This is a genomic window from Aquabacterium sp. (assembly GCF_029946005.1).
GTDB lineage: Bacteria > Pseudomonadota > Gammaproteobacteria > Burkholderiales > Burkholderiaceae_C > Aquabacterium.
On sequence record NZ_JAQSDR010000032.1, the window covers coordinates 141963 to 163136 of the forward strand.

Sequence of the window (21174 nt, forward strand, 5' to 3'; positions counted from 1 at the left end):
TTTCGCCCTCTTTTCACCATTTGGCATTGAAGCCCGGCGCCCAAACTGCCGATATGGTCTGATCTGACTGCTTTCAAGCTGGGCGAATGTTCTCTGTCGATATCTTCAGTTGCTATGCGGTAGCGGGTGTCGGTTCCCTGGTGGGACTGGGCCTCATCTCGCTCATCCAAACTGAGCAGCCGCGAGTCTCCTACGCGCTGTTCCTGTACCGCTGCGCTTTCATCTGCCTGGCCGCGCTGGGCGGGGTCATCTTCGCCCCACTCGATTTGATTCCCTGGGTGACCAAAGCGGCCATTGGGTTTGCCGGCATGGGCGTCACCCTGCTGGGCTGGGCTTTTCGTCAATTAAACGGGCGACGCACGCCCCCTTGGCTCGGCACTTTGATCACCGTGACCGTGGGCGCGGGTCTGTGGGGTTTTGCTTTCGGCAGCGATGAAGTCTATGAGCGGGCCTTGGGGATCGGCTTCACCTTGGTGAGCCTGGGCATGGCGATCGACCAAGGTTGGCTGATTTTGCGCAGTGCACGCGTCAATGGCAGCGAATTGACCTTGCTGGTCGTCGCCGGTGGATTCGCCCTGCACTGGGTGTTCTTCCTGGCCAATGTGCTGACCGTGCCGGGGCCCTATCCGCCGCATTGGCTGCACAGCCCCGCCTGGTTGCTGCCGATCAGCGGGATCGGATTTGCGCTGCTGCCCCTGGCGGTGGCCTCGGTGGTGTTTGCCATCATCAACGACCGCTTGAATCAGCAACTGCGCGCGCGAGCCTTGTCCGACGAGTTGACGGGTGCCTTGTCGCGTCGCGGTCTGCGCGAATTGGGTGAACGCATGCTGGCCATGCAGGAGCACCAGCCCAGCCTGGTGGCGGTGCTGATGCTGGACGTGGACTACTTCAAGGCGGTGAACGATCGCTATGGTCACCTGATTGGCGACGATGTGCTCAAGCACATCACGCACGTGGTGCGCGAACGCCTGCGCGAGGATGCCTTGCTGGCGCGCTACGGCGGTGAAGAATTCACCATCCTGCTGCCAGTGCACACCATCCAGGAAGCCCACGGCGTGGCCGAGCGCCTGCGCCATGCCATCGAGTCGACGCCTTGCGAGACCCGGGTGGGGCCGATCCGGGTCACCATCAGCATTGGGGTGAGTTTTCACTGCCCCAACAGTTCGCTGGAAGAAGACCTGTCGCGCGCCGATGTGCGCCTGTACGAGGCCAAGCAAAATGGCCGCAACCGCGTGGTCTTTGGCGACAACGATTGTTGATGTGCATCAAGCTTGAGCGGGCGTTCGGGCCTTGAAATGGGGGCAGGGCGCCCCATCTGCGTGAGCAATCGGCCCACCCATGCAGGGCCCCAAAGGATTGCCCCATGCGACTTGACAAGCTCACCACCAAATTCCAGGAAGCGCTGACCGACGCCCAGAGCCTGGCCGTCACCCGCGAGAACCCCTACATTGAGCCCGCACACTTGCTGCTGGCCATGATCCAGCAGGACGACGGCCCCCGCGCGCTGCTGGAGCGTGCCAGCGTCAACGTGCCGGGTTTGACCACCGCCCTTGAAAAGCAATTGGCCAAACTGCCCCAGGTGCAGGGGGGAGAACAGGTGCAGGCCGGCCGCGAGACCGTCAGCTTGCTGCAGGGTGCCGAGAAGGAAGCCCACAAGCGCGGCGACCCCTACATCGCCAGCGAGATGTTCCTGTTGGCCCTGGCCGACCACAAGGGCGATACCGCCTCCGTGGCGCGCGACTTTGGCCTGAACCGCAAGACGCTGGACGCGGCCGTGCAGGCCGTGCGTGGTGACCAGAAGGTGGACAACCCCGAAGCTGAAGGCCAGCGCGAATCGCTCAAGAAATACACCCTTGACCTGACCGAGCGCGCTCGGCAGGGCAAGCTTGACCCGGTCATTGGCCGAGACGAAGAAATCCGCCGAGCCATCCAGGTGCTACAGCGCCGCACCAAAAACAACCCCGTGCTGATCGGTGAGCCCGGCGTGGGCAAGACCGCCATCGTCGAAGGGCTGGCCCAACGCATCGTGGCGGGCGAGGTGCCCGACTCGCTGCGCAACAAGCGTGTGCTGGTGCTGGACATGGCCCTGCTGCTGGCAGGCGCCAAGTACCGCGGCGACTTCGAAGAGCGCCTCAAGGGCGTACTGAAAGAAGTGGCCAAGGACGAAGGCCAAACCATCGTTTTCATCGACGAAATCCACACCATGGTGGGCGCGGGCAAGGCCGATGGCGCCATGGACGCGGGCAACATGCTCAAGCCCGCCCTGGCGCGCGGCGAGTTGCATTGCATCGGCGCGACCACGCTGGACGAATACCGCAAGTACATCGAGAAGGATGCCGCGCTGGAGCGCCGCTTCCAGAAGATCCTCGTGGGCGAACCGACGGTGGAAGCGACCATCGCCATCCTGCGCGGCCTGCAGGAAAAGTACGAAGTGCACCATGGCGTGGAGATCACCGACCCGGCCATCGTGGCGGCGGCCGAGTTGTCCAACCGCTACATCACCGACCGCTTCCTGCCCGACAAGGCCATCGACCTGATCGATGAGGCCGCCGCCAAGATCAAGATCGAACTGGACTCCAAGCCTGAGGTGATGGATCGCCTGGACCGCCGCATGATCCAGTTGCAGATCGAGCGCGAAGCCGTCAAGCGTGAAAAGGACGAGGCCTCGCAAAGGCGCTTCGAGCTGATCAACGAAGAAATCAGTAAGCTGCAAAAAGAGATCGCCGACCTGGACGAAATCTGGAAGGCCGAGAAAGCCCAGGCGCAAGGCAGCCAGCATGTTCGCGAGGAAATCGACAAGCTGCGCCAGAAGATCGAAGAGCTCACGCGCAAGGGCGATTTCAACAGGGTGGCCGAGTTGCAATACGGCAAGCTGCCCGAGTTGGAAAAGCGCCTGAAGGAAGCGCAGGATAAGGAAAATGCCAAAGGCAAGGATGCTTCGCGTCCGACCCTGCTGCGCACGCAAGTGGGCGCTGAAGAAATCGCCGAAGTGGTGGCGCGCGCCACGGGCATCCCCGTGTCCAAGCTGATGCAAGGCGAGCGCGACAAGCTGCTGGCCATGGAAGACAAGCTGCATGACCGCGTGGTGGGCCAGCAAGAGGCCATCGTGGCCGTGTCCGACGCCATCCGCCGCTCGCGGGCGGGGCTGTCTGATCCCAGCCGGCCTTATGGTTCCTTCCTGTTTCTGGGCCCCACGGGCGTGGGCAAGACCGAGCTGTGCAAGGCGCTGGCCGGCTTCCTGTTCGACAGCGAGGACCACCTGATCCGCATCGACATGAGCGAGTTCATGGAGAAACATTCGGTGAGCCGCCTGATCGGTGCGCCCCCTGGGTACGTGGGCTACGAAGAAGGGGGCACGCTGACCGAAGCCGTGCGCCGCAAGCCTTACAGCGTGGTGCTGCTGGACGAGGTCGAGAAGGCCCACCCGGACGTGTTCAATGTGCTGTTGCAGGTGCTGGACGATGGCCGCCTGACCGATGGTCAGGGCCGCACCGTGGACTTCAAGAACACGGTGATTGTGATGACATCGAACCTGGGCTCGCACCAGATCATGCAGATGGCAGGCGAGCCGTCAGAGGACATCAAGGCGGCCGTTTGGGTTGAGGTCAAGCAGCATTTCCGGCCTGAGTTCCTGAACCGCATCGACGAGGTGGTGGTGTTCCATGCGCTGGACCGCGCCAACATCGCATCGATCGCGCGCATCCAGCTCAAGGGCCTGGAGTCACGCCTGGAGAAGATGGAGATGAAGCTGGACGTGTCGGAAGCGGCGCTGGCCGAGTTGGCCAAGGTGGGCTTCGACCCGGCCTTTGGTGCGCGGCCTTTGAAGCGGGCCATCCAGCAGCAGATCGAGAACCCGGTGGCCAAGCTGATCCTGCAGGGCAAGTTCGGGCCGAAGGACGTGATCCCGGTGGATGTGAACGAGGAAGGTGGCTTCCAGTTCGGGCGTGTGGTGCATTGAAACGATATTCTGGGATAACCCCCTTAACAAAGGGGGTGTCAATCTCTGAAACCAATGTAAAAACACGTTGCTGAATTCAGCGTTGTTTTTGCATTCCTTTCAGGGAGATTTCCATGTTTCGTTTCTCAACGGCTGCGGTCGCTTGCGCGCTTGCCTTGTCTGCATCGGCCTCCATGGCTGCTTCTCAATCTTCCGCTGCCATCACCGGCTTGTCGTTCACTTTGATCGACCTGAACCCGAATGATGGCATTGATGCCTCTTTCAGCTTCCTGACCACGACCGGCTCCACTGGTTTGTCGGTTTCGCTCGCCGATGGCGCTTTGGGCGAAAGTGAAAGCGCTTCGCGCACACGCGCGGGCACTTTCACGTTCACCAAGGACTACTTGGTCAGTTTGGCCAACGGCAGTGTCAAGGCTTCCGTCGGCACGCAAAGCTTGTCAGCCAGCGGTTCGGCGGCCGGCCCGCAAACGTCTTACAACGCGTCTGCTGCGACGGGTGCGAATGTCAATTCGTACTATTACAACCAGCCCTTGAATCTGTCCTTGTCGGCCAATTCACTCTTGTTGATCAATGCCAACATTGAGTTGTCCGCATCGGCCGAGAATGCACCGGCTTGCTCTTATTACTACTATTGCAATGGCACAGAAAGCGGCTCGGCCTCTGCGTCCTTGTACCTGTCCTACAGCTACGGCATGCAGGGGGGCTCCACTTCCTACAACACGCTGCAGAACAAATCCCTCCAGGCCGTGGCCCAAGGCGGGTCCTCCTATGGCACCAGCGTCTACAACCCGATCACTGGTTGGTACGAGTATGCGGTGATCACCACGCCGGGCACCGACGAATCCAAGAGTCTGAACGACGTGTTGACGGGTGTGTTCACTAATTCGTCGTCGCAAGCTCAAGTGGCTTCGTTGGGTTTGGCCGTGTCTGTCTCTGGTCAAGCAAGCACTGCGTCCGTTGTCCCGGAGCCAGCAATTCTGGGTCTGGTCGCTGCAGGTGCTCTGGTCGTTGGTGGTGCCACCCGCGCCTCTGCCGTGCCTGAACCACAAAGCTATTTGTTGCTGCTGGCAGGTTTGGGCGTGATGGGTTGGGTGGCTCGCCGCCGTCGCCAAAACTGATGACTTGTTAAGTTAACCGAGCGCCCGCCGCAATGGCAGGTGCCACGTTTGACCAATGGCCAGGACCTGAAAATCCTGGCCATTGATGTTTTGGGCTTTCAACGCCTGGTGCAAGGCACGCGGCGGCTCGTCCAGCGCCTCGTCCGTCAGCTGGAATGTGCCCCAATGCACCGCCATGGCCCGTTTGCAACCCAAATCCTGAAAGATCTGAACCGACTCAGCAGGGTTCACGTGCTGGTCCTTCATGAACCAGCGTGGCTCGTAAGCGCCGATGGGCAGCAAGGCCAGGTCGAAGCCACCCCCTTGCTCGGGCGAGTGCTCTCGGGCGAAGTGATGGCGGATGTCGACGAAGTCCTTCGAATAAGCCGTGTCACCGGCGAAGAACAAGTGGCAGTCGGGTGACCGCACCGCGAACCCGCCCCAAAGGCTGCGCAAGGCGTCGGTGGCCGTGCGGGCCGACCAGTGTTGGGCCGGCGTCAAGGTCACGGGCATGCGCGCGGAATGGGCGGTGGCTTCCAGCACGTGCGTGTCCCACCAATCCAGCTCGATCACATGGTGGATGCCGCGCCGGGCAAACCAGTGCCGGTGACCCAGCGGTGTGATGAACAGCGGGCTGCCACCTGCCTGGCGCGACAGGGCCACCAGCGAGGCCTCGTCCATGTGGTCGTAGTGGTTGTGTGAAAGCAGCACCACGTCAATGCGCGGCAACTGGGCCAGCGACAGGCCGGGTGGCGTGTGGCGCTTGGGGCCGGTCCATTGCACCGGCGAGCACCGGTCTGAAAACACCGGGTCGGTGAGGATGTTCAGGCCACCGATTTGCGCCAGCACCGTGATGTGCCCGATCCAGGTGGCCGCGGGCTGCATGGCTGCGCCAGCCTGGGCATTGGCGTGGATGAAGGCCAGGTCAGGTGCCACGATGGCGATGGGCTCGGTGGGCGGGCGGGGATGCCCGGCCCGCCAGGCCCGCCACTTCCAGCGCAGCAATTCATGCCAGCGCTTGCCCCGAAACGACATGTAGTTGTTCTGGAAGCCATCTGGCCGATGGTGCTTCTTGGCGGGGTTGAAGTGGGGGTTCTTCTTCATGCCCGCCATCATGCCGTTATCTCATCAGGCCACGTTGACCGGGATGTTGGCGATCTTGGCCTGCCACTCTTTGGGGCCGGTGATGTGGGCGCTGGTGCCGCCCGCATCCACGGCCACCGTCACCGGCATGTCGGTCACGTCGAACTCGTAGATGGCTTCCATGCCCAGGTCGGCAAAGCCCACAACCTTGGCGGTCTTGATGGCCTTGGACACCAGGTAGGCGGCGCCACCCACGGCCATCAGGTAGGCCGACTTGTGGTTCTTGATCGACTCGATGGCCACGGGGCCGCGCTCGGCCTTGCCGATCATGGCGATCAGGCCGGTTTGGGACAGCATCATGTCCGTGAAACCATCCATGCGCGTGGCCGTGGTCGGGCCGGCGGGGCCCACAGCCTCGTCACGCACCGGATCAACCGGCCCCACGTAATAGATCACGCGGTTGGTGAAATCAACCGGCAGCGCCTCGCCCTTGGCCAGCATGTCCTGGATGCGCTTGTGCGCGGCATCGCGCCCGGTCAGCATCTTGCCGTTCAGCAGCAAGGTGTCGCCGGGCTTCCAGGAGGCCACTTCTGCCTTGGTCAGCGTGTTCAGGTCAACGCGCTTGCTCTTGTTGTAGTCGGGGGCCCAGTGCACGTTGGGCCACAGGTCCAGGCTGGGCGGCGTCAAGTAAGTCGGGCCGCTGCCATCCAGCACGAAGTGCGCGTGGCGCGTGGCCGCGCAGTTGGGGATCATGGCCACGGGCTTGGAGGCCGCGTGCGTGGGGTAGGTCTTGATCTTCACGTCGAGCACGGTCGTCAGGCCACCCAGGCCTTGCGCGCCAATGCCCAGGGCGTTGACCTTTTCATACAGCTCGATGCGCATTTCTTCCAGCTTGTTCTGGGGGCCGCGCTCCAGCAGGTCGTGCATGTCGATGTCGTCCATCAACGATTCCTTGGCCAGCAACACGGCTTTCTCGGCCGTGCCACCCACGCCCAGGCCCAGCATGCCCGGGGGGCACCAACCGGCACCCATGGTCGGCACGGTCTTGAGCACCCAGTCGACGATGTTGTCGCCCGGGTTCATCATGATCATCTTGCTTTTGTTTTCGGAGCCACCGCCCTTGGCGGCCACGGTCACGTCGACCGTGTTGCCCGGGACCACTTCCATGAAGATCACCGCGGGCGTGTTGTCCTTGGTGTTCTTGCGGGCGAAGATCGGGTCATCGAGCACCGAAGCGCGCAGCACGTTGTCGGGGTTGAGGTAGCCCTTGCGCACGCCCGCGTTGATCGCATCGGCGATGCTGCCTTGGCCGAAGCCTTCCCACTTCACGTCCATCCCGATCTTCAGGAAGACGTTGATGATGCCGGTGTCCTGGCAGATGGGGCGCTTGCCCTCGGCGCACATGCGGCTGTTGGTCAGGATCTGGGCGATCGCGTCCTTGGCGGCGACGCTTTGCTCGCGCTCGTAGGCGCGGGCCAGGTGAGCGATGTAATCAGCGGGGTGGTAATAGCTGATGTACTGCAGGGCGGCTGCGACGCTTTCAACGAGATCGTCGTGGTGAATGGTCGTGGACATGGTGTGTGGTGAGGCTCGAAATTGGTCGCCTATTCTACCGTGGCACCTTCCAGATCTTGGGTGGACAAGGTCTCGACAACGGCCCCCTACAATCTCGCCATTCAGACTCAAGAGCTTGGTAGTCAATGGCGTGGTTGCTGGTCATGGTCGTGCTGTTGCCCCTGCTGGTCGGCACGACGCTTTGCTTTTGGCTGGGTCGGTTTCCTTCGGTAGCGGCTCGGGGGTGGACTGCGGTCGCGGCTGGCACCGTCACGGCCTTGGCCTTGGGTTGCTTGCTGATCCTGGCCCCTGAGGTCTTCCAGGGGCGGACCTTGTTGGCGCAACTCCCCTGGGTGCCTGAGTTGGGGCTCAATCTGGGCCTGCGGCTGGATGGCCTGGCGCTGATGTTCGGCCTGCTGATCACGGGCATCGGCTTCTTGATCGTGGTGTACGGCCACTATTACCTGGGCCCGGACGATTCGCCCAGCAAGCTGTACACCCTGTTGATGCTGTTCATGGCGGCCATGCTCGGTGTGGCCTTGTCCGACAACCTGCTCCTGCTGGTGGTGTTTTGGGAGTTGACCAGCGTCTCGTCTTTCCTGCTGGTGGGTTACTGGGGGCATCGCGCGGACGCTCGGGCAGGCGCGCGCATGGCGCTGGCGGTCACGGGTGGTGGTGGGCTGGCCATGCTGGCCGGCATCGTGGTGTTGGGGCAGATCGCGGGCACCTTCGACCTGAGTGGGATGCTCGACCAGGGCGTCCGCATCCAGTCCGATCCCCGCTATCCCTTGGCCTTGGGCCTGATCCTGGTTGGGTGTTTCACTAAAAGCGCCCAATGGCCGTTCCATTTCTGGTTGCCCGAGGCCATGGCCGCCCCCACGCCGGTGTCGGCCTACCTGCACTCCGCGACCATGGTCAAGGCTGGGGTCTTCTTGCTGGCCCGCTTGTACCCGGTGCTGGGGGGCACCTTTTTATTCGAGGTGGTGGTGTCCAGTGTGGGTCTGCTCACCTTGGTATTCGCCGCCTACGTGGCGGTGTTTCGCCACGACATCAAAGGCTTGTTGGCTTACTCGACCATCAGCCACCTGGGCCTGATCACCTTCCTGCTCGGACTGTCCTCGCCTTTGTCGGCCGTGGCGGCGGTGTTTCACATCATCAACCACGCCACGTTCAAGGCGGCCCTGTTCATGACGGCGGGCATCATCGACCATGAAACCGGCACGCGCGACATGCGCCGACTGGGCGGTCTGGCCTCGCTTCTGCCCTGGACGGCCACCTTGGCGATGGTGGCCGCGGCCTCCATGGCCGGTTTGCCCTTGCTCAACGGCTTCCTGTCCAAGGAAATGTTTTTCGCCGAGGCGGTGGGTGCTCAATCCGGCCTGGCCTGGGGGGTTTTTGTCCCGGTGATCGCCACCTTTGCCGGGGCCTGTTCGGTGGCCTATTCCCTGCGCTTCATCCACGACGTGTTTTTCAACGGGCCGCCCAAGGCCATGCCCAACCCGCATCCGCACGAGCCCCCGCTGTTCATGAAACTGCCCGTGGCCGTTCTGGTGGTGGTGTGTCTGGCGGTGGGCATGTTCCCCGCGGTCATTCTGGGTCCCCTGGTGCAGGTGGCGGCCACCGCCGTTCTGGGCACGGCGCCACCGGCCTATCACTTGGCCCTGTGGCACGGCCTCAATTTGCCTTTGATGATGAGTGGTGTGGCGGTGGGCGGGGGTGTCTTGCTTTACGTCGGCTTGCAACGCCATTGGAACTTGCACCTGCACCATCCCCGCGGCTGGACGGGGCGGCTGTTGTTCACCCGCGGCCTGAACGGGCTCACGCGGCTGGCGCAGGCCCTGATCAGCGTGCTGGAAAACGGATCGCTGCAGCGGTATGTCGCCATGATGGTGGTGGCAGCGCTGGTGGTAGGGGCCGCGCCTTTCTGGGGCGAAGGCGCCGCGCCAGGCACCGGTGGGCGCGAACTGCTGCCCGCCTCGCCGCTTGCTGTCACAGTGTGGCTCTTGGTGTTACTCGGTGGTGGCCTGTTGGTAACAGGGCATCATGATCGTTTCAAGGCGGTGATCCTCACGGGCGTGGTTGGCATGGTCACGGCGCTGGTCTTCATTGCCCTGTCCGCCCCCGACCTGGCTTTGACGCAATTGGCGGTCGAAGTGGTGTCCACCGTGCTGCTGCTGATGGGGCTGGCATTGCTGCCTGCACGAACCCCCCGCGAGTCGTCGGCGGGTCGGCGTGGCCGCGACGCGGCGCTGGCCGGCCTGGCTGGTTTCGGCGTGGCCTGGTTGTGCTGGTTGGTGCTCACCCGTGACCATGATTCCATCGCCTGGTACTTCCTGGATCAGGCCCTTCCCGGTGGCGGGGGCGCCAACGTGGTCAACGTGATCCTGGTGGATTTCCGGGGCTATGACACCTTTGGCGAGATCACCGTGCTGGGCATCGCGGCGGTGGGGGTGTTGGCGCTGCTCGATGGCTTCAAGACCCGGCGTGCGCGCCAGGACGAAGCGGGGCGTGCCTGGGCCTTCGCGGCGCCGCCTTTGTTGCTGCGCGTGGCCTCCCGGATGATTTTGTTGCTGGCCCTGGTGGTGTCGGCCTACATCTACTGGCGCGGACACAACCTGCCCGGCGGCGGCTTCATCGCGGGCCTGATCACGGCCATTGCCTTGGTGCTGCAGTACATGGCCCTGGGCCAAAGCCAGGCCGAGGCCCTCTTGCATGGCGCGCAGGGGCGGCGTTTCACCCGCTGGATCGGTGGCGGCTTGCTGATCGCGGGGGGCACCGGTGTCGGCGCGTTTTTGTTTGGGCGACCTTTCCTCAGCAGTGCCCATGGGCACCCGCACGTGGCCGTGCTGGGCGAAGTGCCCCTGGCCAGTGCCGCTTTGTTCGACCTCGGGGTCTATATCACGGTGGTGGGCGCCACCATGCTGATGTTGTCGGTGCTGGGCAACGCCAGCAAGGAATCAGGCTCGCCTCGCCTGGCGCGCAAAGGTCACGCATGAGTCTGAGTCTTGAATTTTTGGTGGCCAGTGGGGTGGGGTGGGTCACGGCCTGCGGCATCTACCTGATGCTGCGCGGCCGCACTTTTCCGGTGGTTCTGGGTCTGTCATTGGTCGGCTACGCGGTCAACGTGTTCATTTTCGCCATGGGGCGCCTGTGGTGGAACGCGCCGGCCGTCGTCGGGCTGCCTCGCGTGGCCGATCCCTTGCCGCAGGCACTGGTGCTCACGGCCATCGTGATCGGCTTCGCCACCACGGGCTTCATCATTGAAATGGCCCTGCGCAGCCGCCATGAATCCGGCACCGACCACGTGGATGGTCGCCCGGATGGCCCTGATGGGGCTGCACCATGATGGCCGCCTGGTTGGACACCTTCCAGTCTGGCCCGCTGGGTTTGTTCCTGCTGGCCCACTTGCCGGTGTTGCCAGTTTTGCTGCCAGCGTTCAGCGCCATGGCCTTGCTGCTGCTGGGCGATGACGGCGGCGAAGCGCATGGCCACGTGAGGTTGACGTGGGCGCGTCGGCTCAGCCTGACCTCGCTTTCACTGGGGCTGTTGCTGGCCCTGTGGTTGTTTCAGCGCACCGATGCCGGCGTGCTTCACGTCTATCGCTTGGGAGAGTGGCCCGCCCCCTTCGGCATCGTGCTGGTGGTGGACCGTTTGTCGGCGCTGATGCTGGTCCTGACCCAGGCGGTGGCCTTGCCGGTCCTGTGGTACGCCACCGGTGGTTGGGATGCCCATGGGCGCTACTTCCACGCCCTCTTCCAGTTCCAGGTGATGGGCTTGTGCGGCGCCTTCGTCACAGGCGACCTGTTCAACCTCTTCGTCTTCTTCGAAATATTGTTGATCGCCTCTTATGTGCTGCTGGTGCATGGCCAGGGCAAGGAGCGCTTTCGCGTCGGCGTGCAGTACGTGGTGCTGAACCTGTTGGCTTCGGCCCTGTTCCTGATAGGGGTGTCCCTGCTGTACGGCGTCACCGGCACCCTGAACATGGCGGACCTGGCTTTGCGCGTTCCCCAGATCACTGGGGCCGAAGCGGTGTTGGCTCAAAGCGCGGCGCTCATCTTGCTGGTGGTGTTCGGTTTCAAGGCCGCCCTGCTGCCTTTGTCCCTGTGGCTGCCCGCCACCTACGCGGCCGCCAGCGCGCCGGTCGCGGCCCTGTTCGCGATCATGACCAAGGTGGGCGTCTATGCCATCGTGCGGGTGCATGGCGTGGTCTTTGGCGACGGGGGCGGCGAATCCGCCATGGTGGTGGCACCCTGGTTGCTGCCCTTGGCGATGGGGACCAGCGTGCTGGGGGCGCTGGGCGCCCTGGCCGCGCGCACGCTTCCCACCTTGGTGGCCTGGCTCACCGTGGCCTCTGTGGGTACCATCCTGACCGCCGTGGGCTTGTTCAGCGTGGCGGCCTGGTCGGCGGCTTTTTATTACATGGCCCACAGCACTTTGGCGGTGGCCGGCCTGTTTCTGCTGGTCGAACTGGTGTCAGCCCAGCGGGGCGACGTCGGGGATCGACTGGCGCCCGCCAGCCCGGTGGCACAACCCGTGCGGCTGGGCCTGATGCTGTTGCTCGCGGCAGCCTCGATGGCCGGCTTGCCGCCTTTACCGGGTTTCTTGGGCAAGCTCATGGTGTTGATGGCCTCGCAAGGTAGCATCGCGCAGGCGTGGGTGTGGTCGGTGGTGCTGATCGTGGGGTTCATCTCGCTGGTGGCGCTGGCGCGCGCGGGCAGCCTCTTGTTCTGGAACGTCCGGCCGGACTTGCCTTCCTCGTCATCGGGGGCGAGTGCCGAGCTGATCATTGCCACCTTGTCGCTGCTGGTGATGGGGGTGCTCATGAGCGTCTTTGCCGCCCCTCTCAAGCACTTCACCGATGCTGCCGCGCGCCAATTGCAAGACCGGCAAGCTTATGGTCACGCTGTGCTCGGCACCGATCCGCGCACCGGCGAGGTCTTGCGCACCACGCGGCCCTACCGCATGCCCGCAGCCATCAGGCCGGAGGACCGACCATGAGCCCGATCAAGACCGGTTGGCCTGGGCTCCGGCGCCCGGTGCTTTCGGCCACCCTGTCCGCGTGCTGGCTTTTGCTGCAGCAGTCGCTCGCGCCCGCCCACCTGTTGATGGCGGCGTTGATCGGGGTGGTCTTGCCCTGGGCGTTGGCGGGATTCCTGGGGGCCGCCACCCATGCCCGGATCGGTGGGGCGGCCGGGCGTCTGGCGCTCACGGTGGTTTGGGACATCATCGTCTCCAACTTCACGGTGGCGCGGCTGGTGATCGATGTTCGCCGTGAGCCCCACCCCGCCTGGGTTTGCCTGCCGCTGCGACTCACCGCGCCCACGGCCCAGGCCTTGTTGGCGTCCATCATCACCATGACCCCGGGCACCGTGTCTGCCATCGTGGACGAGGAGCGCGCGCTGATCTGGGTGCATGCGCTGGACTGCCATGACCCGCAGGCTCTGGCGCATGACATGGATCAGCGCTACCAGCAACCTCTGATGGAGATCTTCGGATGATCATGGAATTTGCGTTGGCAGTGGCGCTTGGGGCGGTCACCTTGTCCATGTTGTTGTGCGCCTGGCGGTTGTGGCGGGGGCCTGATGCGCCTGACCGCGTGCTTGCCCTCGATACGCTGTACGTCAACGTGGTGGCCCTGGTGATCGTGCTGGGCATGTGCTGGCGCAGCAATGTGCTGTTCGAGGCCGCCCTGATCGTGGCCATGCTGGGCTTTGTCTCCACCGTGGCGCTGGCGCGCTTCATCACCCGAGGCGACGTGATCGAATGAACCACCTGCCCATGATCGCCGAACTCGCGGTGGCCCTGATGCTGCTGGTGGGGGCCGCCTTCCTGCTGGTGGGCGCACTCGGGCTGGTTCGCTTCAAAGACTTCTTCATGCGCCTGCATGCGCCCACCAAGGCGTCCACGCTGGGCTTGGGTGGTGTTCTCGTCGCCAGCCTGCTGGACAGCTTGGCCCGTGGAAACGGCGGCATGCCGGAAGTGCTGATCACGTTCTTCGTGTTCGTCACGGCGCCCGTGTCGGCCAACCTGCTGGCCAAGGCTGCATTGCATTTGCGGGTGGCCTCCCAGGCGGGGCATGATCCTGTCGAGGCTGAAAAAGACGCAGTGCCCCCCGTGACGCCAGCCAGTCCACGTCCACCCGAGCCGAACTGAGGCTTGCCTCGGACTTGTCCGCGCGATGCCTCCGCCACGTCCAGCCCGCCGCGTTCAACTTACCCAGTCAATGACGAGGGGTGGGCCCGGCCACCACTGCGGGATGGAGCAGTTTGTCTGTCAAGGCAATGGCCAGCGCTGACAACAAAAATACGATGTGAATCACGGTTTGCGAGATCAGCACCTTTTCCGAATAGTTCTCGGCATTGATGAAGGTCTTGAGCAGGTGGATCGATGAAATCCCGATGATCGCCGTGGCCAGTTTCACCTTCAGCACCGAGGCATTTACATGGCTCAGCCACTCTGGCTGGTCGGGGTGGTTTTCAAGGTTCATGCGCGACACGAAGGTCTCATACCCGCCGATGATCACCATGATCAGCAGATTGGAGATCATCACCACGTCGATCAGGCCCAGCACCACCAGCATGATGGTGGTTTCGGTCAGGTGAGTGGGCGCGGCGCTCGCTTGCTGGCCGGTGGCGGCAAAGATGATCTGCAGGGCCTCCTGGTTGCCAAAAGCAGCCTGCACCAGATGCACCAGCTCCACCCAGAAGTGCACCACATACACACCTTGCGCCAGAATCAAACCCAGGTACAGCGGCAATTGCAGCCAGCGACTGGCAAATATCCAGTTGGGAAGATGGCGCATTCTGTTTTGTTCTGGCGACTGACTCATGGGGGCCTTAGGGGATAGTCCGAAGGGCCGAATTCTAGAGGTCCGCACAGGGTTTTGTTCTGGTAAGGTCTCCACGTACACATGTGGACACCTCGGAGCCATGCCATGACAACAGCAGCTGACAACACCTCCACCACCCCCAGCCACTACCCAGTGCCGTCGGCCTTTGCCCAGGGAGCGCACATCGGCAGCCGCGAGGCCTATGACCAGCTGTGCGCAGAGGCGAATGCCGACCATGCCGGCTATTGGGCCCGATTGGCCCGAGAGTTCCTCTCCTGGAAAAAACCTTTCACCCAGGCGCTGGACGACAGCCAGGCGCCTTTCTACAAGTGGTTTGACGATGGCCTGCTGAACGTGTCCTACAACTGCCTGGACCGCCACGTTGAGGCTGGTTTGGGCGACAAGGTCGCCATCATTTTTGAATCCGACGATGGCAAGGTGGCCCGCGTTACCTACAGCGAGTTGCTGGAGCGCGTCTGCCGCCTGGCGAATGTGCTGAAAGCGCAAGGCGTCCAGAAGGGCGACCGCGTCGTCATCTACCTGCCCATGTCAGTCGAGGGTGTGGTGGCCATGCAGGCCTGCGCACGCATCGGCGCCACGCACTCAGTGGTGTTTGGCGGCTTCTCAGCCCAAAGCTTGCGCGACCGCATTGAAGGCGCGGGCGCGGTCCTGGTCATCACGGCCGACGAGCAAATGCGCGGTGGCAAGAGCCTGCCGCTCAAGGCCATCGTTGACGAAGCCTTGGGCATGGAAGGCACGGGCAGCGTCCGCCAGGTCATTGTCTACCAACGCACCGGCGGCCATGTGGCGTTCCAGGCGGGGCGCGACCTGTGGTTGCACGAAGCCGTGGCCGCGCAGCTCAGCACCTGCGAGCCAGAATGGGTTGGCGCCGAGCATCCCTTGTTTTTGCTCTACACCTCCGGCTCCACCGGCAAACCCAAGGGCGTGCAGCACGCCAGCGGTGGCTACCTGCTGCACGCGGCACTGACCACCAAATGGACCTTCGACATCAAGCCCGAAGACGTCTTCTGGTGCACAGCCGACATTGGTTGGGTCACCGGCCATACCTATGTCACCTACGGCCCCTTGGCCATTGCTGCCACGCAAGTGGTCTTCGAAGGCGTGCCCACCTACCCGGATGCCGCGCGTTTCTGGCGCATGATCGAAGCGCACAAGGTCAGCGTGTTTTACACCGCGCCCACGGCCATCAGAGCCCTCATCAAGGCGGCAGAGACCACGCCTGCCGTGCACCCGCGCAACTTCGATCTGAGCAGCCTGCGCCTGCTCGGATCGGTGGGCGAGCCCATCAACCCCGCCGCCTGGGAGTGGTACCACCGCGAGATCGGTGGTGGCCGTTGCCCCATCGTCGACACCTTCTGGCAGACGGAAACCGGTGGCCACATGATCACGCCCTTGCCCGGTGCCCATGCGCTCACGCCAGGTTCTTGCAGCCTGCCTTTCCCCGGCATCGACGCGGCCGTGGTGGACGAAACCGGCAAGGAAGTGCCATGGGGGCAGGGCGGTGTGCTGGTGGTGCGCAAACCTTGGCCGTCCATGATCCGCACCATCTGGGGCGACCCGGAGCGCTTCAAGAGCAGCTATTTCCCGCCTGAATTTGGTGGCGAGCTCTACCTGGCCGGCGACGGTGCCATCCGCGATGTTGACACCGGTTACTTCACCATCACCGGCCGCATCGATGACGTGCTGAACGTCTCAGGCCACCGCATGGGCACCATGGAAATCGAATCCGCGTTGGTCTCCCATCCCCTGGTGGCCGAAGCCGCTGTGGTGGGGCGTCCTGATGACCTCACTGGCGAGGCCATCTGCGCCTTCGTGGTCCTCAAGCGCACGCGACCCACCGGCGAAGAGGCCAAGCAAATCGCCAACGAGTTGCGCAGCCATGTGGCTCAGCAGATTGGTGCCATCGCCAAGCCCAAGGACATCCGTTTTGGCGACAACCTGCCCAAGACGCGCTCCGGCAAGATCATGCGGCGCTTGTTGCGGGTCGTGGCCAAGGGTGAAAAAGTGACCCAGGACACCAGCACCCTGGAGAACCCCGCCATCCTCGATCAATTGGCCGAAACCAATTGACCTTGGGGTTGCCCTCAGGGTGACGCGGCTTTGAACTGTGTTGTTTTGCACAAATAAAAGCCGGTACTAGCATTCCCCCTTATTACAAATCGAAACGTACCCCCTAGATTGGGGGGTGCATAGCTCACGAGAGCTTAGATTTTCCAAGGATGAGGAGATAAACCATGGCTTCAAGCGCAGTGGCGTCCACCGCCCCCATGACCAAGGAGGAAAGAAAAGTCATCTTTGCCTCAAGTCTGGGCACCGTCTTCGAGTGGTACGACTTCTACCTTTACGGCTCTTTGGCGGCCATCATCGCCAAGCAGTTCTTCGCGGGCCTGGACCCCACGTCCGGTTTCATTTTCGCGCTGCTGGCCTTTGCCGCCGGCTTCATCGTGCGGCCGTTCGGCGCCTTGGTCTTCGGGCGCTTGGGCGACATGATCGGGCGCAAATACACTTTCCTGGTCACCATTCTGTTGATGGGCATGTCCACGTTCATCGTGGGCATCTTGCCCAACTACGCCTCGATCGGCGTGGCAGCGCCCATCATCCTGATCGTCTTGCGACTCTTGCAAGGCTTGGCACTGGGCGGTGAATACGGTGGCGCGGCCACCTACGTGGCCGAACACGCGCCTCACGGCAGGCGTGGTGCCTACACCGCCTGGATTCAGACGACGGCCACGATGGGCTTGTTCCTGTCGTTGCTGGTGATCCTGGGCACGCGCACCTTCTTCGGTGAAGAAGCCTTTGGCGAGTGGGCTTGGCGCATTCCCTTCCTGGTGTCCCTGGCCTTGCTGGGTGTCAGCGTGTGGATTCGCATGAGCATGAACGAAAGCCCGGCTTTCCAGAAAATGAAGGCCGAAGGCAAGACGTCCAAGGCGCCTTTGTCGGAATCCTTCGGCCAGTGGGGCAACCTCAAGATCGTGATCCTGGCGCTGTTTGGATTGGTCGCTGGTCAGGCGGTGGTCTGGTACACCGGGCAGTTCTATGCCTTGTTCTTCCTGACCCAGGCGCTGAAGGTCGATGGGGCCACGGCCAACATCATGATCGCGATCGCGCTGCTGATCGGCACGCCGTTCTTCGTCGTGTTCGGTACGCTGTCTGACAAGATTGGCCGCAAGCCCATCATCCTGGCAGGTTGCCTCGTCGCGGCCTTGACTTACTTCCCCTTGTTCAAGGCTTTGACCGAAGCCGCTAACCCTGCGTTGGCCCACGCCCAAGCCACTGCGCCAGTGACGGTGACGGCGGATCCCAAGGAGTGCTCGTTCCAGTTCAACCCGACGGGCACCGCCAAGTTCACCAGTTCCTGCGACATCGCCAAGCAGTATCTGGCGAACAACTCGGTGAACTACGAGAACTTGGACGCACCCGCTGGCACCCCGGCCGTGATCAAGGTGGGCGAAACGCTCATCAATGTGTACAGCCCTGGCGAGCTGGCCGAGGCTGACATCGCTGCGGCCAAGGAAGCGGCGATCAAAGGCAAGGACGCCGCAGCCAAAAAGCTGGAGGATCTGAAGGCCATGGGGGCCATGGACAAGGAAGCTGAAGACAAGCTCAAGGCCGCCGAAAAGGACGCCAAGGAGTCTGGTGCTGCCTTGGCCGCGTTTGACAAGGATCCCAAGGCCGCAGCAGTCAAGGTGATCGATGGTCAGTTCAAGAAGGCGGTGGGCGGGGCGCTCAAGACGGCGGGCTATCCACCCAAGGCCGATCCCGAGAGGATGAACAAGCCTTTGATCGTGGCCATCCTGAGCTTGCTGGTGATCTACGTGACCATGGTTTACGGCCCAATCGCCGCCATGCTGGTCGAGATGTTCCCCACGCGCATCCGCTACACCTCGATGAGCTTGCCGTACCACATCGGCAATGGTTGGTTTGGCGGCTTGCTGCCCACCACCGCCTTTGCGATCGTGGCGCAGACGGGCAACATCTACAACGGCCTGTGGTACCCCGTCATCATTGCCAGTGCCACCTTCGTGATTGGCCTGCTGTTTGTGCGCGAGACGAAAGACGTGGACATCTACGCCAACGATTGATGTTGAAGGTCCGGCTGGCGGTCACACGCCAGCAAAAAGCCCCGCATGGTCGCCATGCGGGGCTTTTTTTCTGGGCGCGGAGCGCCGATGACGGTCTTACTTGAGCGACAGGATCCACTTCACCAATTGCTTGGCTTCAGCTTCACTGACTTGCGCATTGGCGGGCATGGCCATCGTGCCCCACACGCCGCCACCGCCCTTGAGCACCTTTTGTACCAGCTTGGCTTCAGCGTCTTTCTGGCCTTTGTACTTTTTCGCCACTTCCAGGTAGCCCGGGCCGACGATCTTCTTGTCCATGCCATGGCAGGCCATGCAGGCTTTTTTCTGGGCCAGTTCCTGGTTCGCCAGGGCGGGCGACAAGGCGGCCACGGCGAAAGCGGTGCCAGCCAGCAACGAAGGTAGCAATTTCATGGAGGGTCCTCGGGCAATCTGTGAAGTAAAGTCTAAGCAGTATTCTAGTAACGCGGACAGGCCTGGTTTCGGTTGACCGCGGCGGGACTATTTTTTAAAGGGGCTTTGCATGTGGTTTATCGTGATCGGCGTGGCCATGCTGCTGATGAATTTTGCAGGCATTGGGCCCATTGGCGAATGGACCTGGGCTGATCGTTGGTGGGCCATGTTGCTGCCTTTCGCGCTGGCCGCCGTCTGGTGGGCCTGGGCAGACGCCTCGGGCATGACCAAGCGCAAAGCCATGGACAAGGACGATGCCAGGCGTGATGCTCGGCGCCAGAAAAGCCTGGAATCCCTGGGCTTGGGGCCAAAGAAGAAAAAGCGCTGACCCAGGCTGGATGCCCTTTCGACCAATTAAAAAAGCCACCTCGCGGTGGCTTTGAGCATTCAGGCGCGGTGTTTCATTCAAATTTGTCGAGCACAGCGCCAGTGCTGGCGCTGGACGCGTTGTGGGCGAACTTGGCCAGCACGCCACGGGTGTAACGTGGGGCGGGGGCCTTCCACAGCGCGCGGCGGCGTGCGATTTCAGCGTCGTCCACATTCAGTTGCAGCAGCAACTGGTGCGAATCGATGGTGATGGAGTCGCCTTCCTGAATCAGGGCGATCAAGCCACCCGCAGCCGCTTCAGGCGCCACGTGGCCCACCACCATGCCCCAGGTGCCCCCGGAGAAGCGGCCGTCGGTGATCAGGCCCACGCTTTCGCCCAGGCCTTGGCCGATCAGCGCGCCCGTGGGCGCCAGCATTTCAGGCATGCCCGGGCCACCCTTGGGGCCCAGGTAGCGCAGCACCATCACGTCGCCCGCCTTGATTTGCTTGGCCATGATGGCGGCCAGGCCGGATTGTTCGTCGTCAAACACGCGGGCCGGGCCCGTCATCACGGGGTTCTTCAGGCCGGTGATCTTGGCCACGCAACCTTCGGGCGCCAGATTGCCTTTCAGGATCGCCAAGTGGCCTTCGGCGTAAATCGCGTGTTCGATCGAATGGATCACCTTCTGGTCGGCCCTTGGCTCGTCCGGCACATGGGCCAGCACTTCGGCCATGGTCTGGCCGGTGATGGTCAGCGCGTCGCCGTGCAGCAGGCCTGCGTTCAGCAAGATCTTCATGACTTGCGGGATGCCGCCTGCGCGGTGCAGGTCGATGGCCAGGTATTCGCCGCTGGGCTTGAGGTCGCACAGCACGGGCACTTTTTTGCGCATGCGTTCGAAGTCGTCGATGGTCCAGTCAACTTCGGCGGCGTGGGCGATGGCCAGGAAGTGCAGCACGGCGTTGGTCGAGCCACCGGTGGCCATGATCACGGCCACGGCGTTTTCAATCGCCTTCTTGGTGACGATGTCGCGCGGCTTGATGTCCTGGCGGATGGCCTCGACCAGCACGCGGGCGCTTTCCTTGGTGTTGACGGTTTTTTCGTCTTCGATGTTGGCCATCGTGCTGCTGTAGGGCAGGCTGATGCCCAGGGCCTCGAAGGCCGAGCTCATGGTGTTGGCCGTGTACATGCCGCCGCAGGAGCCGGTGCCAGGGATGGCGCGCTTCTCGATCTGGCAGAAGTCTTCTTCGGACATGTTGCCTGCGGTGAACTGGCCCACGGCCTCGAACACGCTGACGATGTTCAGGTCCTTGCCCTTGTAGTGGCCGGGCATGATGGTGCCGCCGTACACGTAGATGGCGGGCACATTGGCGCGCAGCATGCCCATCAGGCCGCCGGGCATGTTCTTGTCGCAGCCGCCGATGACGATCACGCCGTCCATCCACTGGCCGCCCACGCAGGTTTCCACGCAGTCCGAGATGACCTCGCGCGACACCAGGGAGTACTTCATCCCCTCGGTGCCCATGGCCATGCCGTCCGAAATCGTCGGCGTGCCGAAGACCTGGGCGTTGCCGCCGGCCTCCTTGATGCCTTCAACGGCGGCGTCGGCCAACTTTTGCAGCCCGGAATTGCAGGGCGTGATGGTGGAATGGCCATTGGCCACGCCAATCATGGGCTTGACGAAGTCGCCTTCTTTGTAGCCCATGCCGTAGTACATGGAGCGGTTGGGCGCGCGGGCGACGCCTTCGGTGATGTTCTTCGAGCGGCGGTTCAGGCTCATGGCGGATCTGCTTATA

The 21174-nt window shown here is 62.8% G+C and carries 17 protein-coding genes; 12 read left to right on the forward strand and 5 right to left on the reverse strand.

Annotated features, from left to right (window positions below):
• Window positions 1–86 precede the first annotated feature (86 nt).
• From PSV38_RS15755 to PSV38_RS15765, 3 genes are all read left to right on the forward strand, one after another.
• Window positions 87–1259 (forward strand): GGDEF domain-containing protein, encoded by a 1173-nt coding sequence (locus tag PSV38_RS15755; protein WP_300549024.1) that lies wholly within the window; start codon window positions 87–89, stop codon window positions 1257–1259.
• A 104-nt stretch (window positions 1260–1363) separates the two neighbouring features.
• Window positions 1364–3958, forward strand: coding sequence for an ATP-dependent chaperone ClpB (gene clpB, locus PSV38_RS15760; RefSeq protein ID WP_300549025.1), 2595 nt, complete (start codon window positions 1364–1366; stop codon window positions 3956–3958).
• A gap of 113 nt (window positions 3959–4071) precedes the next feature.
• Window positions 4072–5076, forward strand: coding sequence for a PEP-CTERM sorting domain-containing protein (locus PSV38_RS15765; RefSeq protein WP_300549026.1), 1005 nt, complete (start codon window positions 4072–4074; stop codon window positions 5074–5076).
• A 12-nt stretch (window positions 5077–5088) separates the two neighbouring features.
• Here PSV38_RS15765 and PSV38_RS15770 read toward each other — a convergent pair whose 3' ends face one another.
• Together PSV38_RS15770 and PSV38_RS15775 are read right to left on the reverse strand one after the other, a co-directional pair.
• Entirely contained in the window at window positions 5089–6159 is a 1071-nt protein-coding gene (locus PSV38_RS15770; protein WP_300549027.1) for an MBL fold metallo-hydrolase, read from the reverse strand.
• Between the two features lie 24 nt (window positions 6160–6183).
• A complete protein-coding gene (locus PSV38_RS15775) occupies window positions 6184–7713 on the reverse strand; it encodes a fumarate hydratase (RefSeq protein ID WP_300549028.1) in 1530 nt (509 codons plus the stop codon).
• Window positions 7714–7838: 125 nt separating this feature from the next.
• Between PSV38_RS15775 and PSV38_RS15780 the strand changes: the two genes are divergently transcribed.
• From PSV38_RS15780 to PSV38_RS15805, 6 genes are read left to right on the forward strand one after another with little or no spacing between them, the layout of a single operon-like run.
• Complete coding sequence (locus PSV38_RS15780) at window positions 7839–10688, forward strand: monovalent cation/H+ antiporter subunit A (RefSeq protein ID WP_300549029.1); 2850 nt, start codon at window positions 7839–7841, stop codon at window positions 10686–10688.
• The gene (locus tag PSV38_RS15785; protein WP_300549030.1) at window positions 10685–11038 is read left to right on the forward strand and encodes a Na+/H+ antiporter subunit C; all 354 of its coding nucleotides are present in this window, start codon (window positions 10685–10687) and stop codon (window positions 11036–11038) included. Before PSV38_RS15780 ends, PSV38_RS15785 begins: the two co-directional genes overlap by 4 nt.
• Window positions 11035–12690 carry a monovalent cation/H+ antiporter subunit D gene (locus PSV38_RS15790; RefSeq protein WP_300549031.1) on the forward strand — a complete coding sequence of 552 codons (1656 nt, stop codon included), beginning with the start codon at window positions 11035–11037 and terminating at the stop codon, window positions 12688–12690. Before PSV38_RS15785 ends, PSV38_RS15790 begins: the two co-directional genes overlap by 4 nt.
• A complete protein-coding gene (locus PSV38_RS15795) occupies window positions 12687–13190 on the forward strand; it encodes a Na+/H+ antiporter subunit E (RefSeq protein ID WP_300549032.1) in 504 nt (167 codons plus the stop codon). Before PSV38_RS15790 ends, PSV38_RS15795 begins: the two co-directional genes overlap by 4 nt.
• Window positions 13187–13459 (forward strand): K+/H+ antiporter subunit F, encoded by a 273-nt coding sequence (locus PSV38_RS15800; protein ID WP_300549034.1) that lies wholly within the window; start codon window positions 13187–13189, stop codon window positions 13457–13459. The genes PSV38_RS15795 and PSV38_RS15800 overlap by 4 nt, the downstream gene beginning before the upstream one ends.
• Window positions 13456–13845 (forward strand): Na+/H+ antiporter subunit G, encoded by a 390-nt coding sequence (locus tag PSV38_RS15805; protein ID WP_300549036.1) that lies wholly within the window; start codon window positions 13456–13458, stop codon window positions 13843–13845. Before PSV38_RS15800 ends, PSV38_RS15805 begins: the two co-directional genes overlap by 4 nt.
• Before the next feature lie 67 nt (window positions 13846–13912).
• Here PSV38_RS15805 and PSV38_RS15810 read toward each other — a convergent pair whose 3' ends face one another.
• Window positions 13913–14494, reverse strand: coding sequence for a TIGR00645 family protein (locus PSV38_RS15810; protein WP_300549038.1), 582 nt, complete (start codon window positions 14492–14494; stop codon window positions 13913–13915).
• Between the two features lie 132 nt (window positions 14495–14626).
• Between PSV38_RS15810 and acs the strand changes: the two genes are divergently transcribed.
• Window positions 14627–16612 carry an acetate--CoA ligase gene (gene acs, locus PSV38_RS15815; RefSeq protein WP_300549040.1) on the forward strand — a complete coding sequence of 662 codons (1986 nt, stop codon included), beginning with the start codon at window positions 14627–14629 and terminating at the stop codon, window positions 16610–16612.
• 164 nt (window positions 16613–16776) lie between these two features.
• On the forward strand, window positions 16777–18624 hold the full coding sequence (locus PSV38_RS15820; RefSeq protein WP_300549041.1) for an MFS transporter: 1848 nt from the start codon (window positions 16777–16779) through the stop codon (window positions 18622–18624).
• Between the two features lie 96 nt (window positions 18625–18720).
• Here PSV38_RS15820 and PSV38_RS15825 read toward each other — a convergent pair whose 3' ends face one another.
• Window positions 18721–19035 (reverse strand): c-type cytochrome, encoded by a 315-nt coding sequence (locus PSV38_RS15825; protein WP_300549042.1) that lies wholly within the window; start codon window positions 19033–19035, stop codon window positions 18721–18723.
• A gap of 109 nt (window positions 19036–19144) precedes the next feature.
• On the opposite strand from PSV38_RS15825, the gene PSV38_RS15830 reads away from it, so the two are divergent.
• Complete coding sequence (locus PSV38_RS15830; protein ID WP_300549044.1) at window positions 19145–19402, forward strand: TIGR04438 family Trp-rich protein; 258 nt, start codon at window positions 19145–19147, stop codon at window positions 19400–19402.
• Between the two features lie 73 nt (window positions 19403–19475).
• Here the strand turns inward: PSV38_RS15830 and ilvD are convergent, their stop codons facing one another.
• A complete protein-coding gene (ilvD, locus tag PSV38_RS15835) occupies window positions 19476–21158 on the reverse strand; it encodes a dihydroxy-acid dehydratase (RefSeq protein ID WP_300549045.1) in 1683 nt (560 codons plus the stop codon).
• Window positions 21159–21174 lie beyond the last annotated feature (16 nt).